Origin of the sequence: Methylorubrum sp. Q1 (assembly GCF_004683995.1) — a bacterium.
GTDB lineage: Bacteria > Pseudomonadota > Alphaproteobacteria > Rhizobiales > Beijerinckiaceae > Methylobacterium.
In genome coordinates this window covers 167,025-190,598 of record NZ_SRHQ01000002.1, presented here as the reverse complement: position 1 = coordinate 190,598, position 23,574 = coordinate 167,025, and the positions used below count along the sequence as shown (strand labels likewise).

The following is a 23,574-nucleotide window of genomic DNA, read 5'->3' as shown; positions in this document are numbered from 1 at the left end:
GACGGCACAGGTGTCCCCAATTCGCCGCAACCGGCGCTCATGGGGACCGGGTCACGCAGGCTTGCGCACCGGATTTGCTCAGGCTTCGGATCGACAAGCCCCTTTCCTTCATTGAAGACATTGCGATGACCGCCCCCGCTCCCACCCTGGCCGTCCCGCCGGCATCCCTGACGGCCCCCGTTCCGGCCGCGATGCGGGACGCCATCGCGGAGCAACTGGCCGGAATCGCCTGCGAGGCCGGGCGCATCCTGCGGGGGTATCACGGCAGCGACTGCCCGCACGTCATCAAGCCCGACGGCTCGCCGGCCAGCCTCGCCGACACCCGCTCCGAGGAGCTGATCGTCACGGCCCTGGGACACGCTTTCCCCGGCATCCCGGTGATCGCCGAGGAGACCTCCTGCACCGCGCAGCCCGCCTCGCTGTTCTTCCTCGTCGATCCGCTCGACGGCACCCGCGACTTCCTGGCCGGCAGCGAACAGTACTGCGTCAATATCGGCCTCATTCAGGGAGACCGCCCGGTCGCCGCCGCTTTGGCGGCGCCGGGGCTCGGCCGGGTCTGGGCGGCGGGCACCACCGCCCGCGAGGCGCCGATCCGCGAGGGGCGGCCGGGCGCGTTCCGGCCGGTGAGCGTGCGCCCGGCCCCCGCCGACGGTCTCGTCGCCCTCGTCAGCCGCCTGCACGGCGACAGCGACACCGATGCCTGCCTGGAACGGCTGCCGGTCGGCGAGCGGCGGGTCGCTTCCTCGGCGCTCAAGTTCTGCCTGATCGCGGCGGGCGAGGCGGACATCTACGTGCGCTGCGTCCCCACCATGGAGTGGGACACGGCGGCCGGCGACCACGTGCTGACCATGGCCGGCGGGCACGTCGTCGGGCCCGACGGCGCCACGATCACCTACGGCCACCATGCCCGCTTCTACCGCAACGGCCCCTTCGCGGCGCTCGCCTCGGCGGCCTACCGCGACGCGCTCGCCCTGCCGCAGCAGAGCGCCGTGTCCTATTTCGACCGGCGCCGCGCGGGGGCGGTCGAGGCCGCCGGGCAGGAATAGAAGGCGCAAAGCCGGTCGGCAGCGCTCGCCCCGCCGCCCGTCCGCCAATGCCAACCGATTCCCACGAGCCCCCGCGGGTCGGCGTCGCATCCCGACGTCCCGACGAGACGGCCCGCTCCGGAGAGCGGACCGCCTCGTCCAGGCCTGCCTGCACCGGCTCTCCACCCGGCTCCCCGCCGAGCGGACCTCGTGTTGGCATAACGAGACCGATGGGGACGGCCGCAGAAGACCTCACACAGGCTGTTTTAAGCCGCGGTGCAGCCGATCAGGGCGGACGCCGCGAGCGTCTGGCCGTCGCGGGAGACCACGGATTCGAACTCGCCGGTCTTCGGATCGCGGATGCGCAGTTCACCCGTCTCGATGCCGAAATGCGCGCCGTGCAGATGCAGCTTGCCCGCCTCGACCGCCTCGCGGATGAAGTCGAAGGTCATCAGGTTCTCGAGGCTCTGCCCGATCATCGTGTATTCGAGGCGGGTGAGGAAGCCGTCCTTGTCCGGGGTGTCGCCGGATGCGGTGAGTTTCTCCTTGGCCGGCTTCACCAGCGAGACCCAGCGGCCGATGAAGTTGCCCGCGGAGAGCGGGTCGGCGCCGAGACCGGCCGCCTTGATGCCGCCGCAGGTGGCGTGGCCGAGCACGACGATGTGCTTCACCTTCAGTGCCTGCACCGCGAACTCGATCGCCGAAGAGGTGCCGTGATAGCCGCCGTCGCGCTCGGCGGGCGGCACGATGTTGGCCACGTTGCGGATCGTGAAGATCTGGCCCGGGCCCGTATCGAAGATCACTTCCGGGGCGACGCGGCTGTCGCAGCAGCCGATCAGAAGCACTTCAGGCTCCTGGCCTTCCTTGCCGAGCGTCTCGTACTTGCGCCGTTCGTTCGGCAGCCGCTCGCCAAGGAAGCTGCGGTAACCGTCGGTCAGAACCTGAGGAAACATGGGCGGTTGTCCTTTCATCCTTGCTGTGTTGGTGACGCGCTTACCAAACGGTCTGACCCGCCGAATCCATCCCCTCCGGCGGATGCGCTTGCGCACATGGCGTGTGGCCGACGGCGCAGGCGAAAGCCGGGGGAGCCGATCCCTGGTGCTGGCCGGGCAAGCGCGCGCGGCTTCCACGCATCGGCGTGCTCGCCGCACGGGGTGGCCGGCATGCCGTGAAAGGAGGCTCAAGCGTCTCGCCAAGTGAGGCGAACGGGCTGATCCGGAACGTCGCCGGCGGCGATTCGTTGCGCCAGCTCGGCCAGTCCTGCGGGTTCGACGCGCTCGGCCGAGGCGGCGAGTTCATCGAGCGGCCACCACCGGGTGCCGCGCACGGGATTGTCCTCGGTCTCGGCCAGCCGGCTCGTATCGACGCTGTCGCTCGCGAGCCGGACCACGAAGTAGCGCTCGCGGGCATGACGCGGCTTGCGGAACAGGTGGAACGGCCCGTCGCAGACGGCGACGCAGGGTCCGAGTTCCACCTCCGCGACGCCGATCTCCTCCGAGAGTTCGCGCCGGCACGCCTCCTCGTGGTTCTCGCCCGGCTCCAGCCCGCCGCCGGGCATGAACCAGAAGCCGCGGGCATCGGGATCGGAAGGATTGATCGGGCGCAGCGCTTCGTACTCGATCAGGAGAAGGCGGTTCGAAGGATCGAAGACCAAGGCGCGGGCGATGTCGCGGGTCGGTGGATCCGCGTCGGGGTGATCGGTCACGGGGCTCGACTCCTCATGGCAAGGGGCACCGGTTGCGGCGCGGGAAGGGGCTCAGGAAGAGGCGCAGGAAGAGGCGCGGGCGCCCAGATCACGATCGGCAGGCCATAGTTGTCGCGCTCGATCGCGTTGGGAAGCGGCTCGGCGCGGTCTTCGGCGATGTCGCGGGCGACGACGAGGGCGGCCATGGCGTCGAGATGGTCGTCGGCAGCGACACCCGGAGGCGGCGGCGAACCGACCATCGCCGCGGGCAGCCCGGCCGCGATCAGGAGGGCCCGGCGTGCGGCAAGACCCTCGGCACGGGCCGGGCCCTTCTTGCCGGCCCCGAGACGCCGCTCGCCGTTGAGGCGGAAGAAGGCGACCTCCGGATGCACCTCGTGCAGGCGCGTCACGAGATCGGACCGCGCGCGCAGGAGTTCGTCGGCTTCCCGCACGGAGCGCAGGATGTTCCAGCACTGGATCGAGGGCGCGAAGGGCGGCTCCGAATGCGCCCGCGACAGGGCCTTCGCCTCGTCGTAGCTCTCGGCATAGACCGCTGCGCGGGGCGGCACCGGGAAGACGCTGGAACGCCCCGCCCCGAGAAACGCCCGCGCCGCCCGGTCGGCCGAGCGTCCCCCGCTCACCCGGTCGGGCAGGCCGATCGGCACGTCGATGCCGACGCAGACCGGAGCCTCCGGCCCGTCGAGCAGGTCGATCACCCGCGGGAAGCGGGCACAGCGCCAGCGCGCCGGATCGTCGAGATCGAGCAAGGCGCCCGCCCAGGCTCCACGGCACCCATCCAGCCCCGCCACCCAGCGTGTCATCCGCTCACCCCGATTGCTCCACGCCGCCGCTTCGGAGAAAGGTCTTCCCGCAGTCCCGCGCGGCCGTCGAGAGGAACCCTTTGTCACAATCCGCTTCGAAGGTCGGCCTTCACATCCTCGATCCGCGGCTCACCGGATGGGGCTTTCCCCGCTGGGGCAGCGCTGCGGCCGCGGGGCTCGATCTGCATGCCTGCCTCGACGCCCCCCTGGTGCTGGAGCCGCAGGCGCCGCCCGCGCTGATCCCGGCCGGCTTCTCGCTGCGGATCGGCGAATCCGACTGGTGCGGACTGGTCTTCGCCCGCTCCGGCCTCGGGCACCGGGAGGGCTTGGTGCTCGGCAACGGCACCGGGGTGATCGATGCCGATTACGAGGGCCCGCTCCTGATCTCCGCCTGGAACCGCAACCCACCCGGCAGCGGCGCGGCGATCCGTATCGAGCCGGGGGAGCGCATCGCCCAACTCGTCTTCACCCGCGTCCTGCGGCCGGATTTCGAGATCTGCGACGGTGCGCCGGAGCCAAACAGGCAGGGGAGCCGGGGGCAGGGCGGTTTCGGCTCGACCGGCCGGCGCTGAAAGCCGGCTCAGTCACCGGAACCCACCTCGCCGACGATCTTCGGTGAATTTCAGTACAAGCTTGGCCATTCGAAGCTCAAGCTATCGATCGGACAAGCTTGCTCGAGAGAAACGGCACCGGAACGATTGAACTCTTTTGTCCGCATCCCGTTGGTTCCCCGCATCCACCTGCGAGACGAACCATGGCCGCCCCCCACGACATCCTCGGTTTCTTCGAGCACCGTAGCGACGGCGCCTGGATCTGTGTGAAACCCTTCACGCTCAACACCCGATCCACCCAGGTCGATATCCGGCGCGGGATGCGGTTCGAGTACGGTCGGCGCGTCGGCGGCCTCGACTTGGCCGAGTATCTCGAACAGCTCGGCTCGCAATTCGGCTCCTGACGGCTCGTCTCAGGATCTGACAGGGTTCCGCCGGTTTCCAGGCTCTGCGGCAGGATCGGCGCGGGTCGGCATCCCGCGTGCGGCCGAAGCATTTTTTCAGCGTTCTTTCACCGGCTAAGAGCTTGTGTGTGGAACGGCTCGCACAATTCCGCTTTGAGGACCGGATGACCGGACTCGCAAGTGTTCAAAGCAGCCGGAGTCGAAGCTTAGGTACCGACGACGATGCCCGCCGCCACGGCCCAGATTCTTCCTTCGTCCAGCGAAGCCGCGCCGACGACGCGTGACCGGATCGTGGAGGCGGCGGCCCGCTCGTTCCAGGACATCGGCTATCAGAAGACCACGGTCGCCGACATCGCCCGCACCCTCAAGATGAGTCCGGCCAACGTCTATCGCTTCTTCGAATCGAAGAAGGCGATCAACGAGGCGGTGGTCGAGCAATTGACCGCCGAGATCGAGGCGATGATCGTCGCGATCGCCGATGCGCCGAAACGCGACGCGCCCGAGCGGCTCGCCCGGATCATCACCGCGCTCCACGACGATTGCCGCCGCCGCTTCGAGGCACATCCGCGCGTCCACGAAATGGTCGAGGCGGCGATGAGCGAGAGCTGGGGCGTCTGCCAAGCGCATGTCGATCGCATCGGCGCAGTACTGGCGCGGGTGGTGGCCGACGGCGTGCGCGAGGGCGCCTTCACCGTCGCCGACCCGAAGAGCGCGGCGGCCTGCCTGCAGGCCGGGATCACCCGCTACTGCCACCCGATGCTGGTGGGCCGCCAGCCCAACACGATCGATCCGCCGCTGCCGGTGATGATCGCCTTCCTGCTCGGCGCCCTGCGGTCGGGCGGCTGAACCCGCCCGACGCGAGGATCTACTCCGACGCGGTGCCCGGCGTCGGCGAGGGCTCGGAGACGACGGGCTGCGGTCCGTCATACCCTTCGATCACCAGGATGTCGGCCTCGGCGCCGCCCTTCTGCAGGGCGCGGGCGGATTGGTAGAGGTCGGAGTTCCAGCAGGCGAGGGCGTCGTCGTAGCTCGGAAACTCGACGATGACGTTGCGCGCCCGCGCCTGCCCCGCCACCGCTTCGAAGGCGCCGCCGCGCACGAGGAAACGCCCGCCGAACCGGGCGAAGGCGGCGCCGTTGGCGGCCGCATAGGCCTTGTAGGCCTCCGCGTCGCTCACATCGACCCGCACGATCCAGAAACCCTTGGCCATGTCTTAAACGTCCTCCATCTCGGCAACGATTCTCTGAGCGACCGCGCGGGGGTCGTCGGCTCCGGTGATCGGGCGTCCGACCACCACATGGTCGATGCCCGCCGCCCGCGCCTGCCCCGGCGTCATCACCCGCTTCTGGTCGCCGGCCTCCGCGCCCGCCGGGCGGATGCCGGGCGTCACGATCAGCCCCGACGGGCCGATTTTTCCGCGGACCGCGGCGGCTTCCACTGCCGAGCAGACGATCCCGTCGATGCCGATCTCAGCCGCCTGCTCCGCACGGCGCGCCACGAGGTCGGCGACGGAGAGTGCGTAGCCGGCTTCCGCCGCGTCGGCGTCATCGTAGGAGGTCAGCACGGTGACGGCGAGAATCTTCAGGCTCAGCCCCCGTCCGCGCACGGCCGCGCGCATGGTCTGCGGATAGGCGTGCACGGTGAGGAAGGTCGCGCCCAGGGCGGAGGCCGAGCGCACCCCCTCCTCCACGGTGTTGCCGATGTCGTGGAGCTTGAGATCGAGAAAGGTCTTCTTGCCCTGGCCCGCCAGCCGCGCGGCGAAAGCGAGCCCGCCCGCATAGGCCAGCCGGTAGCCGATCTTGTAGAAGGTCGCCGCGTCGCCGATGCGCGCGACGAGCCGCTCCGCCTGCTCCACGTCGGGCAGGTCGAGGGCGACGATCAGGCGGTCGCGAGGGTCGGCAGGCTCCGGCATCGGGCTCTCGTTCGTGGCACAGGCGGCGGCAGCGATCCTCCCAAGGGGGGCCGCCTGTCAACGCCGGATCGCCCCTCGTGTCTCTCACATAACGCCCGCCGCACCGTCACCGTCCGCGTGCGTACGGTCCGGCGAACGGGCATTTTGCGCGGCACGCGAAGGATCGAGAAGGCCCGCCGCACGGCTTTCGCCGGCCGCTTTCCGGCCGCATCCTTCGCCGCGCGGCGGCGCTCCTCCGCGAGCAGGTGGGCCGGGAGATCGCGGCGGAACCCGTGACGTGTCACGGATTCCGGCTCGTGCGTCGGATTAAAAATCTTTCTCGGACGTAGGGGATCGACGGAAAAATCTTCTTATCGTTGAAGCTTGGGCTTATGAGGAACTCCTCCCGTCCCTTGGAAAATTGGTACAAGTTTCTGTTTTAACATCAGCTACTTACACGCATAATTCGAAGCGATCCGACAAGATTTTCAGTGCCGAGGGTTCCTGTGTTTGGTGTTTTCGGGGCTGCCCACGGGCGAGCCCATCCATCGAGCGTCCTCGAGAGGCGGGGCGATGCGATCCGGTCGGGCCGAGGCTCCGCCCCTCGGGGCACAGCATCGCGCCAGCCGGGGATGCGGTCGATCCGTCTCGCGGCCCTTCTGAGCGCCCTCGTTCCGGCGGCGGCCGCCGCCCAGGGGGCGGCTCAGGTCGCGCCCGGCCAGACCCTGCAGCTGAAGCCGTACTTCGCCCTCTACGAGGCGCTCGGCAAACCCGAGAACTGGAAGATCTACGGCAGCTTCCGGCCGCGGGCCGAAGGGCTCGGCGGGCAGTTCCGCCCCGCCCCCGCGCCGGCCACCAACGACCTGTTCTCGATGCAGACCACGTTGTTTGCCGAGTACGACAGCGGCCCGGTCCGGTTCGGCGGCGAGATCTTCGACAGCCGGGCCTATTTTCAGCGCCGGAACTCGAACTCCATCGCGACCACCGAGGTGAACGCGTTCGAACTCGGCCAAGCCTATCTCGGCTTCGACATGGCGGATGCCGCGGGCCTTGGCACCGTGAGCACGCTCACCGTCGGGCGCTTCACGCAGAATGTCGGCTCGCGCCGCCTCATCGCCCGCAACCAGTTCCGCAACACCATCAACGCCTTCACCGGCATCGCCTATGATTGGGAGAACGCGGCCAAGGACCGGCTGCGCCTGTTCTACACCCTGCCGCATTACCGGCTGCCGGATGATCGCGCCGGCCTCCTCAGCAACAGCATCGCGTGGGATCACGAGGGTCTCGACACGCAGCTCTTCGGTGGCATCTTCACCAAGGCGGGCGTGCTCGGCGGCATCCTGGAAGCCTACGGCTTCGGCCTGCTCGAACGCGATTCCGGCTCGCAGCTCGAAGGCATCCAGACCCGGGACCGGCGCCTGTTCACGCCGGGCTTCCGGCTCTACCGCGTGCCCAAGCCGGGGCAGTTCGACCACGAACTCGAAGTGATCGGTCAGCTCGGCGTCGCGCGCAACACCGCCGCCGTCACCGACGTGACCGACGTGCCCGTCTCGGCCTACTTCGTGCACGCGGAGGCCGGCTACACCTTCAAGACCGCCTGGGCGCCCCGGATCTCGCTCCACTACGACCACGCCAGCGGCGACAGCGCCAACCCCAACAGCTACACCCGCTTCGACACACTCTACGGCGCGCGGCGCTTCGATTACGGCCCGACGAGCCTCTACGGCGCCGTGCAGCGGGCGAACCTGATCTCGCCGGGCGTCCGGTTCGAGGTCGCGCCGGACCCCGATTGGGACGCCTTCATCGATTACCGCACCCTCTGGCTCGAAAACCCGACCGACAGCTTCGCCGCCACCGGCGTGCGGGACCGGACCGGCCGCTCCGGCACCTTCGCCGGGCACCAGCTCGAGGGGCGGGTGCGCTACTGGCTGGTGCCGCGCTCGATCGTGCTCGACAGCGGCGTCGCCTACCTCCTCAAGGGCGACGTCCTGCGCAATGCGCCCAACGCGCCGAACACCGGCGACACGATCTACGGCTACATGACGACGACGTTCTTCTTCTGAGCCGAACGCGGGGCCGGCGGTTCACCCGCCATCGCCGCCGCCACCTCGGCGCGCAGCACCGGCAGCAGCTCCGCCTCGAACCACGGATTCGTGCGGAGCCAGCCGTTGTTGCGCCAGGAGGGGTGGGGCAGGGGCAGCACCCGCGGTCGCGCCGAGGCCGCGAGGATCTCGCGCCAGCGGGCGACCGTCTCGGTGAGGCCGCCGGGCCGCGGCCCGAGATGCCAGGCTTGGGCGTACTGGCCGATCACCAGGATCAGATCGAGCTGCGGCAGCCCGGCGAGGAGGTCGGCCCGCCAGGTCGGCGCGCATTCCCGCCGCGGTGGCCGGTCGCCGCCCTTGGCGTCGAGGCCGGGAAAGCAGGCGCCCATCGGCAGGATCGCCACCCGTCTGGGATCGTAGAATTCCGCCTCGTCGAGCCCGAGCCACGCCCGCAGGCGCCGGCCGGACGGGTCGCTGAACGGGATGCCGCTGCGATGCGCCCGGTTGCCCGGCGCCTGGCTCGCGATCAGCAGCCGCGCGGTGGTCGAGCCCTGAACCACGGGCCGCGGCTCATGCGGCAGGGGCACGCCGTAGAGGGGCGCGTCGCGGCAGATCCGGCAGGCGCGCAGGCGAGCGACGGTGGCGTCGAAGTGATCAGGAGTGGCGGACATCGCCCCGGAAATGGGGTGGATCATCCGGCGGCGCGATGCGGCACCGCGCCCAATCCGTTACGTCCGAACAAGCTTGGCACGAATCGCGCCGGCCCTACCTCACTCATGGCGCGCATCTCGGGCGCGCCGATGGAGGCCCCGCTTGGCAGGATCGCGCGCGTCACGGCTGGGGGCGGGCGTCGGCCCGAAATATCCGCAGGTCGTCGTCCTCGTCGGCGCCACCGGCGACCTTGCCCAGCGAAAGCTGCTGCCCGGCCTGTTCCACCTGTTCAGTGCCGGCTTCATCCCAGACCTGCGCATCGTCGGCGTGTCGCTGGACGACATCGGCGTCGAGGCGTTCCGCGAACGTGCGCACAAGGCGATCGACCAGTTCTTCACCCGCCAGGCCGGGGCCGGGGAATGGGCGGCCTTCGCCGAGCGGCTCGACTACGTGCCGCTCTCCGCCGGCGCCGAAGCGCTCGCCGCGGCGGTGGCCCGGGCCGAGGCGAGCTTCGGGCAGGAGAGTCGGCGCCTGCACTACCTCAGCGTGCCGCCGGCCGCGGCGCTCACCGTGGTGCACCTGCTCGCCGAGGCGGATCTGGCCGCGGGCTCGCGCATCGTCATGGAGAAGCCGTTCGGCACCGATCTGGAGAGCGCAGTGGCGCTCAACGATCGGCTGCACGAGGTTTTTTCCGAGGACCAGATCTTCCGCATCGACCACTTCCTCGGCAAGGAGCCGGCGCAGAACATCCTGGCCTTCCGCTTCGCCAACGGTCTGTTCGAGCCGATCTGGAACCGCACCTTCATCGACCACGTGCAGATCGACGTGCCGGAGACGCTGGGGCTCAGCACCCGCGCCGCCTTCTACGAGGCGACCGGCGCCTATCGCGACATGGTGGTGACCCACCTGTTCCAGATCCTCGGCTTCATGGCGATGGAGCCGCCGACCTCGCTGGAACCCGGCCCGATCTCGGAAGAGAAGAACAAGGTGTTCCGCTCGATGCTCCCGCTCGACCCGCGCGAGGTGGTGCGGGGACAATATGCCGGCTACCGCGCCGAGCCCGGCGTCGATCCGCAATCGGACACCGAGACCTTCATCGCCCTCAAGTGCCGCATCGACAACTGGCGCTGGGCCGGGGTGCCGTTCTTCCTGCGCACCGGCAAGCGGATGGCGGAGGGGCAGCGCATCATCTCGATCGCCTTCCGCGAGCCGCCCAAAAGCATGTTCCCGGTCAATTCGGGGGTCGGTGCGCAGGGGCCCGACCATCTCACCTTCGATCTGGCCGACGCCTCGAAGATGTCGCTGTCGTTCTACGGCAAGCGGCCGGGGCCGGGCATGCGGCTCGACAAGCTCTCGCTCCAGTTCAACATGAAGGATACCGGCCTCATGGGCGAGGTGCTGGAGGCCTATGAGCGGCTGATCCTCGACGCCATGCGCGGCGACCACACCCTGTTCACCACGGCCGAGGGCATCGAGCGGCTGTGGGAGGTCTCGACGCCGTTGCTCGAGGCGCCGCCGCCGGTGCGGCTCTACGCGCCGGGCTCCTGGGGCCCGAAATCGATCCACCAGCTCGTGGCACCCCAGGCGTGGCGTCTGCCCTTCGAGCGGGAATGGCGCAACACCGACGAGCAGGGCTGAGCGTCCCGCAGGCAATGATTCGTGCCTCGGGCGATAAATTGGAATAATTCTCAGCTTAGTCACAGATCAGCCGTCGTCAAGACGATTGCCGGCTCACCGAAAAGCGGGATCGCAGGAAAACTTGCTCATCGAGCCGATCTGTCTAATCTGGTTGTCCAACGATTCGACTGACGGACATTCAGCCACGCGAGCCGCATGAGCCTGACGACTGCCCAAATCCTTGATCTCGCCCCCGACGCGTCGAGCCGCAAGGCCGGGCAGGATCAGGGAAAACCGCAGAAATGGGCCGGTCTCGGCCGGGCGGGTACGGTGATCTGGGGCGAGATCAAGGGCAGCGGGGCGAGCCCCTACCGCACGGTCGCGGATCTCGCCGGGCCGTCCTCGAAATGCACCTGCCCGAGCCGCAAGTTTCCCTGCAAGCACGGCCTCGGCCTGATGCTGGTCGATGCGAGCGCTCCGATCGCCGAGGGCGAGCCGCCGGACTGGGCCGCCGCCTGGATGAAGGGGCGCGAGAGCCGCGCCGCCGCGGCCGAGACCCGGGCGAAGGAACCCGCCAAGCCCGTCGACGAGCGGGCACAGGCCAAGCGGCGTCAGGCCCGCGAGGACCGGGTCGCGGCAGCACGCGACGAACTCGACCTCTGGCTGCGCGACCTGATGCGGCGCGGCCTCGCGGCCGCGCGCGCCGAACCCTACGCCTTCTGGGACAGCATGGCCGGGCGCCTCGTGGACGGGCAGGCGCCGGGCCTCGCCCGCCGGGTGCGTGCCCTGCCGGGGCTGATCGCGGCGGCGCCTCAGGCCGGCGCGCCCCGGCCGGAAGCCGCACTCGGGCTCGGCCTCGGCCGGCTCGCCCTGTTGCTCCGGGCCGCCCGCCGCCTCGATGCGCTGTCGCCCGATCAGGCGGCGGGCGTGCGCGCCGCGCTCGGCTACCCCGTCACCGCCGAGGAGATGGCGGCCCGGCCGGACCATGCCGATAGCTGGGCGGTGATGGCCCATGCGGTCGAGGAGGAGGAGCGGCTGACCGCCCGCTCGGTCTGGCTCATCGGTCGCGCCAGCGGCGCCCTGGCCCAGGTCATCGATTACGGGACCGTGGGCTCGCCCCTGCCGCCGGCCCCCGCCGCCGGCCAGGATTTTTCCGGCGCGCTCGCCTTCCAGCCCGGCGACCCGCCGTTGCGCGCTGTTTTCCGCGAGGGCCGTGCCGGCCCGGCGGCACAGGCTGTGCTGCCCGGCGCGGCCAGCGTCGCGGCGGCGCGGGACGCCTTCTCCGAGATGCTGTCGCGTGCGCCCTGGCTCGAGCGCTGGCCGGTGCGGCTGGGGAGCGTGCGGCTCGGGCGCCTCGCCACCGGCAGCGCGGCGGCCTTCGCGGCGGGCGACGCCACCGGCAGCCTCGCGCTGCGGGCCGAGCCGCGCCTGCCGAGTCTGCTCGCGGTGGCGGCAGGCCGCCCGGTCGATCTGTTCGGCCTCTACGACGGCTACGGCCTGAGCCCCCTCGCCCTGATCGCGGAGGGCCGGCTCTACGCGATGCCGGCGCAGGATTCGCAGCCCATCCTTCTGCAGGTGGCCTGATGGACGCGACCGAACGTGCCCCGGACGGTTGGGAGCCGACGCTCGCCGCCGCGCTGCTCGGGGCCGAGCGCGCCCCGCCCTCGGCGCCCTCGGCGCTGACCGCCCTCGTCGCCGAGGCCGATCCCGGCGCCGCCCTGCTGGCTCGGCTCGCCGCCGAGGGCGCCCACCACCTCGCCGGTCTTGAACTCGGGCCGGAGGCGCTGGCGCCGCCGGAGGAGCGCGGCCGCTTCGGGCCGGACTGCCCGCCCGCCGCCGCGACGCGGCTCTATGGCCTCCTCACCGAGGGCACTCGCGCGCGCGACCGCGTGGAGGAGTGGTTCGAACTCGCCGCAGCCACGGGCGCGCGCCCACCCGCTTGGCTGCTCCAGGCCTTGATGCAGCAGCGCGGCACCCTGCCCGCCACGGCGCAGGCGGTCGTGGGCGCCGAACTCGACTGGCTCGCCCGTGCCTGCGGCGAGGCCCCGGCCGAAGGATCGGACGCGGCGGAGGCTTCGGACTGGACCGAGGGCACGGTGGCCGAGCGGCGCGCCGCCTTCACCGCGTTCCGCGCCCGCGATCCCGAAGGCGCCCGCGCCGCGCTGGAGCCGGTCTTCCGCAAGGAGAAGGCCGATGCGCGCGAGGCCCTGGTTCACGCCCTGGCGACCGGCCTGTCGGCGGTCGACGAGCCCTTCCTCGAAGCTTGCCTCGACGACCGCGCGAGCGGGGTGCGGCTCGCCGCGCAGCACCTGCTGCCAAGCCTTCCCGGCTCGCGCTCTGCCGAGCGCATGGCGGCCCGCGCCCGGGCCGCGCTGAGCGTCGAGAGCAAGCGCAAGCTGCTGGGCGGCACCACGTACAATCTCGTCGTCACCCTGCCGGAGGAGAGCCCGGAACTGGCCCGTGACGGCGTCGAAGCGAACAGCTGGGAGCGGCGCGGCGGCGGTGCCCGGGCCGGCTTGCTGCGAGCAATCCTGGCGCGCGCGCCGCTCCACGCCTTCGCCGAGCATCCGCCGCGGCTCTGGATCGAACTCGCTTTGCGCAGCGAGTGGGCCGACCCGGTCTTCCACGGCCTGTTCTCGGCAGCCAAGCGCACACGCGACCCGGCCTGGGCGGAGGCAATGGCCGACATCACGGCGGACGCCTACGAGGGCAAGGTCACCGGTGTCCGCCGCACCAACGAGGTTTTGGGGATGTGGGCGGAGGCGCTCGACCTTCTCCCAGACGCCGAATGGGAGGCCCGGGTCGCAGGCCTGATCCGCGCCCGCAAGATCGAGGTGGTGCTGGCCGTGCTGGGCCAAGGCCCGGAGCACTTTTCCGAGTCCTTCAGCGCCGTACTGCTCGACTGGCTCGCCTTCGTCACCCGCGGTTCCGACGCCCTGCGGCGCGATCTGGCCAAGCCCTGGGTGATCGCCCGCCTCGGCAACCGGCTCTGGCCAAGCGACGACAGCGCGGCCGCCGCCGCCGCCATCCTGGCACGCCTGCCGGAGGAGGACGGCGACCGCCTGCGCACGCAGCTCACGGGATTGACGGGCGTGCTGGAACTGCGCGCCGCGATCCGGCGCGACTTCCGACCGGAGACCACCACAGGGGGAACGGCTCAAGGATGACATCGACCCACGCCGTCAAGACCGCGCAGCTGCGCCAAGCCGCCGAGGATGCCTTCGCCGAGGAGATCGCCGCCCTGCGCGAATCCGACGACCGGCCGCGCCCGCCGAACTGGCAGATGTCGCCGCAGGCCGTCGTCACCTACCTGCTCGGCGGCAAACTCCCGTCGGGCTTCGAGGTCAGCCCGAAATATATCGGCGACCGGCGCCTGATGGAGGTCGCGGTGGCCACGCTCGCCACCGACCGGGCGCTGCTGCTGCTCGGCGTGCCGGGCACCGCCAAGAGCTGGGTCAGCGAGCATCTGGCCGCCGCGATCTGCGGCACATCGCGCCTGATCGTGCAGGGCACCGCCGGCACCAGCGAGGAGGCGATCCGCTACGGCTGGAACTACGCGCTGCTGCTGGCCAAGGGCCCGAGCCGCGAGGCGGTGGTGGCCTCGCCGATCATGCGGGCGATGAACGAGGGTCGCATCGCCCGCGTCGAGGAACTGACCCGCATCCCCTCCGAGACGCAGGACAGCTTCATCACCGTCCTCTCGGAAAAGACCCTGCCGATCCCCGAGCTGAACGAGGAGGTCGCGGCCCAGAAGGGCTTCAACCTCATCGCCACGGCCAACAACCGGGACCGCGGCGTCAACGAGTTGTCGAGCGCCTTGAAGCGCCGCTTCAACACCGTGGTGCTGCCGCCGCCGGCCACGATCGAGGCCGAGATCGCCATCGTCGAAACCCGTGTCGCCGCGCTCGGGCGCGCCTTCGAGATCCCCGCCGAGCCGCCGGGCGCCGAGCAGATCCGCCGCGTCGTCACGATCTTTCGCGAGCTGCGCGAGGGGGTGACGGCGGATGGCAAGAGCAAGGTGAAACAGCCCTCGGGCACGCTCTCGACGGCCGAAGCGATCAGCGTCGTCGGCAGCGGGCTGGCGCTCGCCGCGCATTTCGGCGACGGCCGCCTCTCGGCCCACGACCTCGTCTCGGGGATCAGTGGGGCCGTGGTGAAGGACCCGGTGCAGGACGCCATCGTCTGGCGCGAGTATCTCGAAACCGTGGTGAAGGAGCGCGACGGCTGGAAGGATTTCTACAAGGCCGCCCGCGCGAGCGCGTGACCCGAGCGATGCCCGATATCCGTCTCTTCGGCATCCGCCACCACGGCCCGGGCTCCGCCCGCTCGCTCAAGGCGGCGCTCGACGCGCTCAACCCCGATTGCCTGCTGATCGAGGGGCCGCCGGACGCCGACGCGCTGATCCCGCTCGTCGCGCAGGAGGGCATGGCGCCCCCCGTCGCGCTCCTCGTCTACCGGCCGGACCGGCCGCGCGAATGCGCCTTCTTTCCCTTCGCGGCCTTCTCGCCGGAATGGGTGGCGATGCGCTTCGGCATCGCGGCGGGCGCGACCCTGCGCTTCATCGACCTGCCGCACGCGATCCAGCTCGCCGACGGCTTCGGCACGCCGGAAGCCCCGCCGGAGGCCGCACCGATCGATGCGGAGCCGGTCTCCGAGGCGGCCGAAACCCCATCCGGGGACGGGCCGGCGCCGGCCGCGATCCGGCGCGATCCGCTCGGCGAACTCGCGGCACTCGCCGGCTACCCGGACGGCGAGCGCTGGTGGGACGCGCTGGTCGAGAGCCGCGCGGGCGCCGACGGCGACGTGTTCGCCGCCATCGGCGAGGCGATGGCGGCCCTGCGCGAGGGCGCCGGGACCGACCCCGACGAGGCCTTCCGCGAGGAGGCGCGCGAGGCGCATATGCGCAGCTCGATCCGGCGGGCGGCCAAGGAGGGGTTCGCGCGCATCGCCGTGGTCTGCGGCGCGTGGCACGTGCCGGCGCTCGCCCGCCACGACGCCAGGGGCCAGGCCGGCGCCGATGCCGCAACGCTGAAGAACCTGCCCAAGACCAAGGTCGCCGCCGCCTGGGCGCCCTGGTCCTACGAGCGCCTCGCCTTCGCCTCCGGCTACCGCGCCGGGGTGCTCTCGCCGGAATGGTACGACACCCTGTGGCACCACGAGGGTCGGGTCGCCGCCCGCTGGCTCGCCCGCGCCGCCGCCCTGCTGCGGGAGGCCGACCTCGACGCCTCGCCGGCCTCGGTGATCGAGGCGGCCCGGCTCGCCGAGGCGCTGGCGGGATTCCGCGGCCGGTCCCGGCCCTCCCTCGACGACCTCGATGAAGCCGCCCAGGCCACGCTCTGCTTCGCCGACCCGGCGCCGATGGGGCTGATCCGGCGCAAGCTCGTCATCGGCGAGCGCCTCGGTGCCACCCCGCCGGACAGCCCCGGCACCCCGGTCGAGGCGGATTTCGAGGCGCAGTGCAAGCGCCTGCGCCTCAAGCCGGGTGCTTCCGCCGGCGAGATCACCCTCGATCTGCGCAAGGAGACGGATCTCGCCCGCAGCCATTTCCTCAACCGGCTGACCCTGATCGGCATCCCCTGGGGGGAGCGGCGCGAGGCGCGCGGGCGCGGCACCTTCAAGGAGGGCTGGTTCCTGGCGTGGCAGCCGGAATGGGTGGTGGAGCTGGTGGCGGCCTCGGCCGAGGGCGGCACCGTCGCCGAGGCCGCCGCCGGCCGGGTGCGGGTCCGCGCGCGGGAGGCGACCCGCGTCGCCGAGCTTTCCGGCCTGATCGGCACCCTGCTCGACGCCGATCTCGCCGGGGCCACGGCGGAGGTGATCCGCGCGCTCAACGACCGCGCCGCGGTCTCGGCCGACGTGTTCGACCTGATGGACGCGCTGCCACCGCTCGCCGAACTCGCCCGCTACGGCTCGGTGCGCTCCTCCGACACCGAACCCGTGCTCGCCGTGGTGCGGGGCCTCGTGCCCCGCGCCGCCGCCGGGCTCGTCGCCGCCTGCCAGAGCCTCGACGACGACGCGGCGAGCGCCGCCAAGGCGCGCATCGTCGCCGTCTCCGGCGCGGTGGCGCTGATCGAGGAGCCGGGGTTGAAGGCGGTCTGGGGGGAGGCGTTGCAGGCGCTGGCCGATCAGGAGCATGTCCACGGCCGCGTCGTCGGCCGCGCCGTGCGCCTGCTGTTCGACGACCGCGCCATTGCAGCGGATGCGGCCGGCGAGCGCCTGCGCCTCGCCCTGTCGCGGGCCTCGGGTGCGGGACCGGCCGCCGCCTGGATCGAGGGGTTTCTGGAGGATAGCGGCACCGTGCTGATCCACGGGCGCGAATTGCTCGCGGTGGTCGATGAATGGCTCTGCGGCCTCGACGCGGATCTCTTCACCGAGTTGCTGCCGCTCGTGCGCCGCACCTTCGCGACCCTGGCGCCGGCCGAGCGCCGGGCGGTCGGCGAGGCCCTGGCCCGGCCGGGCGGGGCCGCTCCCGGCGAGGCGGAAGGCGCCCAGGGCTTCGACGCGGCGCGGGCGGCCAAGGTGCTGCCGATCCTGCGCCTGCTGCTCGGCCCCGAGCCTGCCGGCACGGTGGACGAAACCACGGGAGACGCCGCATGAGTGCGCGCGAAGCGGAACGCCTGCGCCGCTGGCGCCTCGTGCTCGGCGGCGGGGCGGCCGAGGGCACCGGCTGCACCCTCACCGAGCGCGACGGGCGCCTCGACCGGGCGATGGGCGCCCTCTACGATTCGGACCGCAAGGGGGGTCTCGGCGCCTCCGCGCCCTCCGTGCCGCGCTGGCTCGGCGACATCCGCGACTACTTCCCGGCCTCCGTGGTGCAGGTGATGCAGCGCGACGCCTTCGAGCGGCTCGACCTCAAGCGGATGCTGACCGAGCCGGAGATGCTGGAGGCGGTCCAGCCCGACGTCAGCCTCGTCTCGACCCTGATCTCGATGCGCGGCCTGCTCGGCGGCCGCACCAAGGAGACGGCGCGGCTCGTCGTGCGCAAGGTCGTGGACGCGTTGATGAAGCGGCTGGAGGAGCCGCTGCGGCAGGCCGTGACCGGGGCGATCGACCGCGCCAGCCTCAACCGCCGCCCGCGCCACGCCGAGATCGACTGGAACCGCACCATCCGGGCGAACCTGCGCCACTATCAGGCGGAGTATCGCACCATCATCCCCGAGACCCGCCTCGGCCACGGGCGCAAGAGCCGCGGATCGCTCAAAGACGTGATCCTGTGCATCGACCAGTCGGGCTCGATGGCCAATTCCGTGGTCTACTCATCGATCTTCGGGGCGGTGATGGCCTCGCTGCCGGCCGTCTCGACCCGGCTCGTGGTGTTCGACACCGAGGTGGTCGATCTCTCCGACGCGATGGACGATCCGGTCGAGGTGCTGTTCTCGGTCCAGCTCGGCGGCGGCACCGACATCAACCGGGCGGTGGGCTACTGTGCCTCGCGCATCACCCGGCCGGAGGACACGGTGCTGGTGCTGATCTCCGACCTCTACGAGGGCGGGGTCGAGGCCGGCTTGCTCGCCCAGGCCCAGCGCCTCGTTGCGGCTGGCGTGCAGGTGGTGGCCTTGCTCGCTCTCTCCGACGAGGGCGCGCCGGCCTACGACCGGGGGCTGGCCGCGCGGCTCGCCGCACTCGGCGTGCCAGCCTTCGCCTGCACGCCGGATCTCTTCCCCGACATGATGGCGGCGGCGATCCGCAAGCAGGATCTCGCCGCCTGGGCCGCCGGCGCCGGCATCGCCGCGGTCCCGGCCGCCGCCCGCGACGGCTGAGCGCTCCGGTCTCCTCGAAACCTGAAACCCGGGAGGCTCTTCCTGCCCGTCGTCCCCGCCATCTCCGGCCGCCCGCCCGTCCCGGAGGCGCCGCTGAGCTTCGAGGCCCCGCTCACCTTCGAGCACCGGGTCACGGGCAACCTCTACGCGCAGAGGGGGCCGCTCGCGGCGCAGCGGCGGCGCATCCTCACCCTCGGCCTGCCGGTGCTGTGGTTCCTCGCCCTGCTCGGCGCGGTCTCGGCCTGGGCGACGTCCGGCGGCCGGCGCAGCCTTTCGGCGCTCTGGCGCGACCTGCCGGGCTTCGACTGGCTGCCGCTCGCCGCCGGCCTCGGGCTGATCGCGCTGGCCCTGCTTACGAATCACGCACTCCACCCCTGGTTCGCCCGCCGCCGGGTGCGGGCCCTGATGGGGCCACCGGGCGGCGACGGCCACGATCCGGGTCCGGTCCCCGTGCGCTACCGTCTCGACGGGGCCGGTCTGACCCAGACCGCGCCGGATCTCGTGAGCTTCGTACCCTGGCCGCGCATCGGCGGCCTCGCGGAAGACCGGTACCACCTCTTCTTGACGACGCAGATCGGCGAGGTGCCGATCGTCCTGCCCAAGGCGTCCCTGAGCGCGGAGACCCTCGCGGGCATCCGGCGCTGGGTCGAGGCCTGCGCCGACCGGCCCGCCCCCGCCCCGCCGCCGGCCGAACCGGAGACGGGGCCCGATTCCGTGCGCGCCACGATGCGCCTGACCGCGCAGGAGCGGGTGCCGCTCATCCTGCGCAGCCTGGAGAATCCCTGGGCTCGCCGCGCCCGGCTCACCGGGGCTGCCGCGTGGCTCCTCGGCCTGTCCCTGCTCTATCCCGCCCTGCTCCTGATGCTCTGGGCGGTCGATCCCTACCGGGTGCCACTGTCCGATACGCTGCCGCTCTTCGCAGAGATGATCGCCAGCGACTTCTGGAAGCCCGCCGCCTTCACCGCCGTGGTGATCGCAGGGGTCTTCGCGGTCCACGCTTACGCGCGCCGCTGGTTCGCGGGTGATCTCGCCCGTCGGCTCGAAGCCGAGGCGCCGCCCGGCGAGGCCGAGATCGCGATCGGCGAGACCGGCATCGTCACCGCGAAGGACGGGGCGCACGCTCATCTCGGCTGGCCGCTGTTCCGCGGGCGCGCGCAGGCCGGCGACCTGATGATCCTGCCGATGCGCTGGGACGAGGTGCTGCCCGTGCCGCTGCGGATCTTCGAGCCGGAGGCGCGCGCCCGCGCCGAGGCCCTGATCGAACGCCACCTCCCGGAGGCTCGCGCCCGATGACCGATCTTTTCCGCCACGGCCCTGCGGCTCTTCTCCTGTCGTGCCTGCTCGGCATCGCTCCGGCCCGGGCCGAGGAGATGCCGACCACCACCGAGGAACCCGCACCGGAGGCGAGCACCGACGCGGAGAAGGCCCTTCCGGGACCGACGACGCTGCGCCTCGACCAGGGCTTCACGCTCGACCTGCCGCCGGGCTGGGTGCTGGAGGATGCCGATGAGGATCCTGGCGACGCCCGCGGCCGGCGCGTCGTGCGGATCGTGTGCGAGACGCCGGCCTGCGCCCACACCAAGGAGGCCTGCACCCTGCGCCTGCGAACCGCCCCGGTCGAGGGCGCGGACGACGCGGCCAGGCTTACCGGGCTCTACACCGCACCGCTCTCCCGCTACTTCCGCCTGCGCGCGGTCCTGAAGAGCACGAGCCCGGGCGCCACGATCCGCCGGCCGCTCGGGCCCGAGCGATTCGGCGCCCGCGAGTGGTTTGCGGTCGAGACCGAGGCGGCGCCGCGGTTCAAGTCGGGCCTGTTCGCCGAGACCGTGATCGACGGCCGCTTTCTCGGGGTGATCTGCAAGACCTGCGAGACCGGCGCAGTCCGCCACCGGGCCGCCCGCGCCCTGCTGGGCAGCGTCCGTCGGGTGGAGCGCTCGGCGGCGCGCTGAGGGCTTGCCCACGGGTTCATAAAATGGGCGATGGGCGACCTGGGGTTGGCCTGACAATCGGCTGCAAGTGTTCAAAATTTCAGGGCATGGCAGCCATGTAATCGATGGGTTGTCGCTCGCCCGAGCGTATTGTAGCGGACCTGTCGGGCCAATAAATTTTTGAGCGGCGCGAAAAATAAAATGAATAATGACGATAAACTGCACATCCGCCCCGCCAATGTGCAGCATAATCTGATGCCGATGAACCGGCGTCATGTTCTCGGCGGCGCACTGGCGGGTTTGGCGGCGACGGCTCTGCCGGGTTCGCCCCTGCTCGCCGCGGGCGAGCCCCGCAAGGTCGATGTCCTGCTGATCGGCGGCGGCATCATGAGCGCGACGCTCGGTGTCTGGCTGCGCGAACTCGAGCCCGACTGGTCGCTGGAGATGGTCGAGCGGCTCGACGGCGTGGCGCTGGAAAGCTCCAACGGCTGGAACAACGCCGGCACCGGCCACTCGGCCCTGGCGGAGCTGAACTACACCCCGGAGGATTCCAAGGGGAACGTCCAGATCGACAAGGCCGTCGAGATCAACGAGGCCTTCCAGGTCACGCGCCAGTTCATGGCCTGGCAGGTCCAAAAGGGCGTGCTGAAGAACCCCCGCTCCTTCATCAATTCCACGCCCCACATGAGCTTCGTCTGGGGCGATGACAACATCACCTTCCTGCGCAAGCGCTACGAGGCGCTGAAGGCGAGCCCGCTGTTTGCCGGGATGGAGTTCTCGACCGACCCCGAGCAGCTCAAGAAGTGGGTCCCCCTGATGATGGAGGGGCGCGACCCGAAGCAGAAGGTCGCCGCCACCTGGTCGCCGCTCGGCACCGATTGCGAATGGGGCGAGGTGACCCGCCAGTACATCGCCTCGCTGAAGAACGGCCCGAAGTTCGACCTTCGCCTCTCCACCGAGGTCGAGAGCTTCGAGCGTAACAAGGACGGGACCTGGCGCGTCACGTCGAAGAACCTGAAGGACGGCGGCCGCCACACGGTCGATGCCCGGTTCGTGTTCATCGGCGCGGGCGGCGGCGCCCTGCACCTGCTTCAGGCCTCCGGCATTCCCGAGGCCGACGACTATGGCGGCTTCCCCGTCGGCGGCTCGTTCCTCGTCACCGAGAACCAGGACGTGGCCCTGCGCCACCTCGCCAAGGCCTACGGCAAGGCCTCGGTCGGCTCGCCGCCGATGTCCGTGCCGCATCTCGACACGCGGATGCTCGACGGCAAGCGCGTGATCCTGTTCGGACCGTTCGCGACCTTCTCGACCAAGTTCCTGAAGGAAGGCTCGTATTTCGACCTGCTGACCTCGACCACGACCAGCAATGTCTGGCCGATGGTCCGCGTCGGCGTCGAGCAGTACCCGCTGATCGAGTACCTCGCCGGCCAAGTGATGCTCTCCGACGAGGACCGCCACCAGGCCCTGCGCGAGTACTTCCCCGACGCGAAGAAGGACGAGTGGCGCCTCGTCCAGGCCGGGCAGCGCGTGCAGATCATCAAGCGCGACCCGGAGAAGGGCGGCGTGCTCAAGCTCGGCACCGAGGTCGTGAGCGCCAAGGACGGCAGCATCGCCGCCCTGCTCGGCGCCTCGCCGGGCGCCTCCACCGCCGCGCCGATCATGCTGAACGTGCTGGAGAAGGTGTTTGCGCAGAAGGTCGCCAGCCCCGAGTGGCAGGCGAAGATCCGCCAGATCGTGCCGAGCTACGGCACGCGGCTGAACGACGATCCGCAGCGGGTGCAGCAGGCGCTGGCCTATACCAGCGAGCACCTGCAGCTCACCCCGCCGCCGCAGATCGGGGCTCCGGCCCAGCCGACGCCCGCGGCCGAGATGGGGACCGTCAAGCCGGTCCCCGACATGGCGCCGTAACACGGCGCCGTAAGACGACCGGGGCCGGAGCGGACCGCTGTACGGTTTCCTGATGATGACTTCGGGAGCCGTCGGTTCCCCTCTCACCGCAAGCGGGGAGAGGGGGGCTCCGCACCTTGCGCGGCGATCAGCCGGAGCGGACCGTCAGGCCTCCGCTTCGGCCCCGTCCTCGATGTAGAGTTCTTCCAGCAGCACCTTGATCACGGCCACGAGCGGCAGCGCGAGCGCCACGCCCCACAGGCCGAACAGCACGCCGAGCAGGAGCTGGCCGGCGAAGATCGTCGCTGCCGGCAGGTCGAGGGCGCGGCGCTGGATGAACGGGGTGAGCCCGTAGCTCTCCGCCGCCTGCACCGCGAGGTAGACGCCGAGCGCCCCGAGCAATCCGTTCAGCCCCGAAGCGAGGCTGCTCAGCACGATCACCAGACCCGCGATCAACGGCCCGATGGTCGGCACGAAGGCGAGCAGGCCCGCCTGGAGCCCGAGGATCAGCGCGCCGCCGATCCCGAGGAAGCTCAAGCCCGCCCAGGTCAGCAGGAAGATCGCGGCCATGGTCACGAGCTGCCCGAACAGCCAGTGCCGCAGGGTCTCGCCCGACCCGTCGAGGACGCGCGCACCCTTCTCGCGGTGGCGCGGGGGCACGAGCCGCAGGGCGCCGTCGCGGTAGCTCCCCGGGTCGGCGGCGACGGCGACGCCGAGGAAGACGATGACGAGGACGTTGCCCAGCGCGTTGAACAGCGCCAGCACCACGCTCGCCGCCGGCCCGAGCACGCTGCCGGCATCCGACAGGAGCGAGCCGGGGCTCTTGAGGGCGCCCGAGGCGAGGCCGGCGAGGCCGCCCTCCTTCTTGTCCTTGCCCTCACCGCCCTGACCGTCGCCTGCGGGCGCGCCCTGCGACAGGTCGATCTCGACGCCGCGCTCCTTCAGCCAGTCGCGCACGGTCTCCGATTGCTGGCGCACCGTGGTGCCGAGGTCGCGCGCCTGGCTCGCCACGGTGGCGCCGCCGAAGGCCGAGAGCCCGAGGGCGAGGGCGGCGAGCACGAGGCAGACGAGCGTGAGGCGCCAGCCGCGCCCGATCGGCAGCAGGTAGCCCAGGCCCCGCGTCAACCCGTCGAGGAAGACGGCGAACAGGATGCCGGAAAAGATCAGCAGCAGCGTCGCCGCCGCGGTCCAGGCGAGCCAGAGGGCGGCGGCAAAGGCCACGACCGCGATGCCCGCGGCCGCGAGGCGCCGCGCGCCCGGCGGGTTGGCCGGCGGGCTGAAAGGGGGAGCCGTCATGGTTCGGGGGATCCGTTCGC

21 protein-coding genes are annotated in these 23,574 nt (G+C 71.2%); 14 read left to right on the top strand and 7 right to left on the bottom strand.

Annotated features, from left to right (window positions below):
- The first annotated feature begins 125 nt into the window (after positions 1-125).
- Positions 126-1,046, top strand: coding sequence for a 3'(2'),5'-bisphosphate nucleotidase CysQ (locus tag E4V01_RS02795; protein ID WP_135297324.1), 921 nt, complete (start codon positions 126-128; stop codon positions 1,044-1,046).
- 245 nt (positions 1,047-1,291) lie between these two features.
- On the opposite strand, the gene E4V01_RS02790 is transcribed toward E4V01_RS02795, so the two are convergent.
- The 3 genes from E4V01_RS02790 to E4V01_RS02780 form a co-directional block, all read right to left on the bottom strand.
- Entirely contained in the window at positions 1,292-1,978 is a 687-nt protein-coding gene (locus E4V01_RS02790) for a carbonic anhydrase (RefSeq protein ID WP_060769191.1), read from the bottom strand.
- Positions 1,979-2,205: 227 nt separating this feature from the next.
- Positions 2,206-2,730: an NUDIX hydrolase gene (locus tag E4V01_RS02785; protein ID WP_135297323.1), complete on the bottom strand. Its 525-nt coding sequence runs from the start codon at positions 2,728-2,730 to the stop codon at positions 2,206-2,208.
- A complete protein-coding gene (locus E4V01_RS02780) occupies positions 2,727-3,530 on the bottom strand; it encodes a DUF429 domain-containing protein (protein ID WP_135297322.1) in 804 nt (267 codons plus the stop codon). The genes E4V01_RS02785 and E4V01_RS02780 overlap by 4 nt, the downstream gene beginning before the upstream one ends.
- Positions 3,531-3,610: 80 nt before the next feature.
- Between E4V01_RS02780 and dut the strand changes: the two genes are divergently transcribed.
- The 3 genes from dut to E4V01_RS02765 all read left to right on the top strand — a co-directional run bounded on the left by dut (position 3,611) and on the right by E4V01_RS02765 (position 5,331).
- A complete protein-coding gene (gene dut, locus E4V01_RS02775) occupies positions 3,611-4,102 on the top strand; it encodes a dUTP diphosphatase (RefSeq protein WP_060769188.1) in 492 nt (163 codons plus the stop codon).
- Positions 4,103-4,284: 182 nt separating this feature from the next.
- The gene (locus E4V01_RS02770; RefSeq protein WP_060769187.1) at positions 4,285-4,485 is read left to right on the top strand and encodes a hypothetical protein; all 201 of its coding nucleotides are present in this window, start codon (positions 4,285-4,287) and stop codon (positions 4,483-4,485) included.
- Positions 4,486-4,707: 222 nt separating this feature from the next.
- Positions 4,708-5,331: a TetR/AcrR family transcriptional regulator gene (locus tag E4V01_RS02765; protein ID WP_060769186.1), complete on the top strand. Its 624-nt coding sequence runs from the start codon at positions 4,708-4,710 to the stop codon at positions 5,329-5,331.
- A 19-nt stretch (positions 5,332-5,350) separates the two neighbouring features.
- Here the strand turns inward: E4V01_RS02765 and E4V01_RS02760 are convergent, their stop codons facing one another.
- Positions 5,351-5,695, bottom strand: a complete 345-nt coding sequence (locus tag E4V01_RS02760; protein WP_135297321.1) for a DUF1330 domain-containing protein — start codon at positions 5,693-5,695, stop codon at positions 5,351-5,353.
- 3 nt (positions 5,696-5,698) lie between these two features.
- Complete coding sequence (pyrF, locus tag E4V01_RS02755) at positions 5,699-6,397, bottom strand: orotidine-5'-phosphate decarboxylase (RefSeq protein WP_060769184.1); 699 nt, start codon at positions 6,395-6,397, stop codon at positions 5,699-5,701.
- Positions 6,398-7,008: 611 nt separating this feature from the next.
- Here pyrF and E4V01_RS02750 point away from each other — a divergent pair.
- Entirely contained in the window at positions 7,009-8,439 is a 1,431-nt protein-coding gene (locus E4V01_RS02750; RefSeq protein WP_245517399.1) for an alginate export family protein, read from the top strand.
- On the opposite strand, the gene E4V01_RS02745 is transcribed toward E4V01_RS02750, so the two are convergent.
- Positions 8,412-9,089, bottom strand: a complete 678-nt coding sequence (locus E4V01_RS02745) for a uracil-DNA glycosylase family protein (RefSeq protein WP_135297319.1) — start codon at positions 9,087-9,089, stop codon at positions 8,412-8,414. The genes E4V01_RS02750 and E4V01_RS02745 overlap by 28 nt on opposite strands.
- 142 nt (positions 9,090-9,231) lie before the next feature.
- On the opposite strand from E4V01_RS02745, the gene zwf reads away from it, so the two are divergent.
- From zwf to mqo, 9 genes are all read left to right on the top strand, one after another.
- Complete coding sequence (gene zwf, locus E4V01_RS02740) at positions 9,232-10,707, top strand: glucose-6-phosphate dehydrogenase (protein WP_060769181.1); 1,476 nt, start codon at positions 9,232-9,234, stop codon at positions 10,705-10,707.
- A 195-nt stretch (positions 10,708-10,902) separates the two neighbouring features.
- On the top strand, positions 10,903-12,270 hold the full coding sequence (locus E4V01_RS02735; protein WP_135297318.1) for an SWIM zinc finger family protein: 1,368 nt from the start codon (positions 10,903-10,905) through the stop codon (positions 12,268-12,270).
- Positions 12,270-13,853: a DUF5691 domain-containing protein gene (locus E4V01_RS02730; RefSeq protein WP_135297317.1), complete on the top strand. Its 1,584-nt coding sequence runs from the start codon at positions 12,270-12,272 to the stop codon at positions 13,851-13,853. The genes E4V01_RS02735 and E4V01_RS02730 overlap by 1 nt, the downstream gene beginning before the upstream one ends.
- Complete coding sequence (locus tag E4V01_RS02725; protein WP_060769178.1) at positions 13,850-14,950, top strand: AAA family ATPase; 1,101 nt, start codon at positions 13,850-13,852, stop codon at positions 14,948-14,950. The genes E4V01_RS02730 and E4V01_RS02725 overlap by 4 nt, the downstream gene beginning before the upstream one ends.
- Before the next feature lie 8 nt (positions 14,951-14,958).
- Positions 14,959-17,280 carry a DUF5682 family protein gene (locus E4V01_RS02720; protein WP_193763132.1) on the top strand — a complete coding sequence of 774 codons (2,322 nt, stop codon included), beginning with the start codon at positions 14,959-14,961 and terminating at the stop codon, positions 17,278-17,280.
- The gene (locus E4V01_RS02715; RefSeq protein WP_060769176.1) at positions 17,277-18,443 is read left to right on the top strand and encodes a VWA domain-containing protein; all 1,167 of its coding nucleotides are present in this window, start codon (positions 17,277-17,279) and stop codon (positions 18,441-18,443) included. Before E4V01_RS02720 ends, E4V01_RS02715 begins: the two co-directional genes overlap by 4 nt.
- Before the next feature lie 204 nt (positions 18,444-18,647).
- Positions 18,648-19,736: a hypothetical protein gene (locus tag E4V01_RS02710; RefSeq protein WP_135297315.1), complete on the top strand. Its 1,089-nt coding sequence runs from the start codon at positions 18,648-18,650 to the stop codon at positions 19,734-19,736.
- A complete protein-coding gene (locus E4V01_RS02705) occupies positions 19,733-20,392 on the top strand; it encodes a hypothetical protein (RefSeq protein WP_135297314.1) in 660 nt (219 codons plus the stop codon). The genes E4V01_RS02710 and E4V01_RS02705 overlap by 4 nt, the downstream gene beginning before the upstream one ends.
- Positions 20,393-20,572: 180 nt before the next feature.
- On the top strand, positions 20,573-22,279 hold the full coding sequence (gene mqo, locus E4V01_RS02700) for a malate dehydrogenase (quinone) (RefSeq protein ID WP_371688504.1): 1,707 nt from the start codon (positions 20,573-20,575) through the stop codon (positions 22,277-22,279).
- Positions 22,280-22,423: 144 nt separating this feature from the next.
- Here mqo and E4V01_RS02695 read toward each other — a convergent pair whose 3' ends face one another.
- Positions 22,424-23,554 (bottom strand): AI-2E family transporter, encoded by a 1,131-nt coding sequence (locus tag E4V01_RS02695; RefSeq protein WP_135297313.1) that lies wholly within the window; start codon positions 23,552-23,554, stop codon positions 22,424-22,426.
- Positions 23,555-23,574 lie beyond the last annotated feature (20 nt).

What these genes read in the sequence shown, in the direction of transcription:
- E4V01_RS02795 (WP_135297324.1), top strand. Translation starts at nt 126, where the DNA reads ATGACCGCCCCCGCTCCCACCCTGGCCGTCCCGCCGGCATCCCTGACG.
- E4V01_RS02790 (WP_060769191.1), bottom strand. Translation starts at nt 1,978, where the DNA reads ATGTTTCCTCAGGTTCTGACCGACGGTTACCGCAGCTTCCTTGGCGAG.
- E4V01_RS02780 (WP_135297322.1), bottom strand. Translation starts at nt 3,530, where the DNA reads ATGACACGCTGGGTGGCGGGGCTGGATGGGTGCCGTGGAGCCTGGGCG.
- E4V01_RS02770 (WP_060769187.1), top strand. Translation starts at nt 4,285, where the DNA reads ATGGCCGCCCCCCACGACATCCTCGGTTTCTTCGAGCACCGTAGCGAC.
- E4V01_RS02765 (WP_060769186.1), top strand. Translation starts at nt 4,708, where the DNA reads ATGCCCGCCGCCACGGCCCAGATTCTTCCTTCGTCCAGCGAAGCCGCG.
- E4V01_RS02760 (WP_135297321.1), bottom strand. Translation starts at nt 5,695, where the DNA reads ATGGCCAAGGGTTTCTGGATCGTGCGGGTCGATGTGAGCGACGCGGAG.
- pyrF (WP_060769184.1), bottom strand. Translation starts at nt 6,397, where the DNA reads ATGCCGGAGCCTGCCGACCCTCGCGACCGCCTGATCGTCGCCCTCGAC.
- E4V01_RS02750 (WP_245517399.1), top strand. Translation starts at nt 7,009, where the DNA reads ATGCGGTCGATCCGTCTCGCGGCCCTTCTGAGCGCCCTCGTTCCGGCG.
- E4V01_RS02745 (WP_135297319.1), bottom strand. Translation starts at nt 9,089, where the DNA reads ATGTCCGCCACTCCTGATCACTTCGACGCCACCGTCGCTCGCCTGCGC.
- E4V01_RS02735 (WP_135297318.1), top strand. Translation starts at nt 10,903, where the DNA reads ATGAGCCTGACGACTGCCCAAATCCTTGATCTCGCCCCCGACGCGTCG.
- E4V01_RS02730 (WP_135297317.1), top strand. Translation starts at nt 12,270, where the DNA reads ATGGACGCGACCGAACGTGCCCCGGACGGTTGGGAGCCGACGCTCGCC.
- E4V01_RS02725 (WP_060769178.1), top strand. Translation starts at nt 13,850, where the DNA reads ATGACATCGACCCACGCCGTCAAGACCGCGCAGCTGCGCCAAGCCGCC.
- E4V01_RS02720 (WP_193763132.1), top strand. Translation starts at nt 14,959, where the DNA reads ATGCCCGATATCCGTCTCTTCGGCATCCGCCACCACGGCCCGGGCTCC.
- E4V01_RS02715 (WP_060769176.1), top strand. Translation starts at nt 17,277, where the DNA reads ATGAGTGCGCGCGAAGCGGAACGCCTGCGCCGCTGGCGCCTCGTGCTC.
- E4V01_RS02705 (WP_135297314.1), top strand. Translation starts at nt 19,733, where the DNA reads ATGACCGATCTTTTCCGCCACGGCCCTGCGGCTCTTCTCCTGTCGTGC.
- mqo (WP_371688504.1), top strand. Translation starts at nt 20,573, where the DNA reads ATGAATAATGACGATAAACTGCACATCCGCCCCGCCAATGTGCAGCAT.
- E4V01_RS02695 (WP_135297313.1), bottom strand. Translation starts at nt 23,554, where the DNA reads ATGACGGCTCCCCCTTTCAGCCCGCCGGCCAACCCGCCGGGCGCGCGG.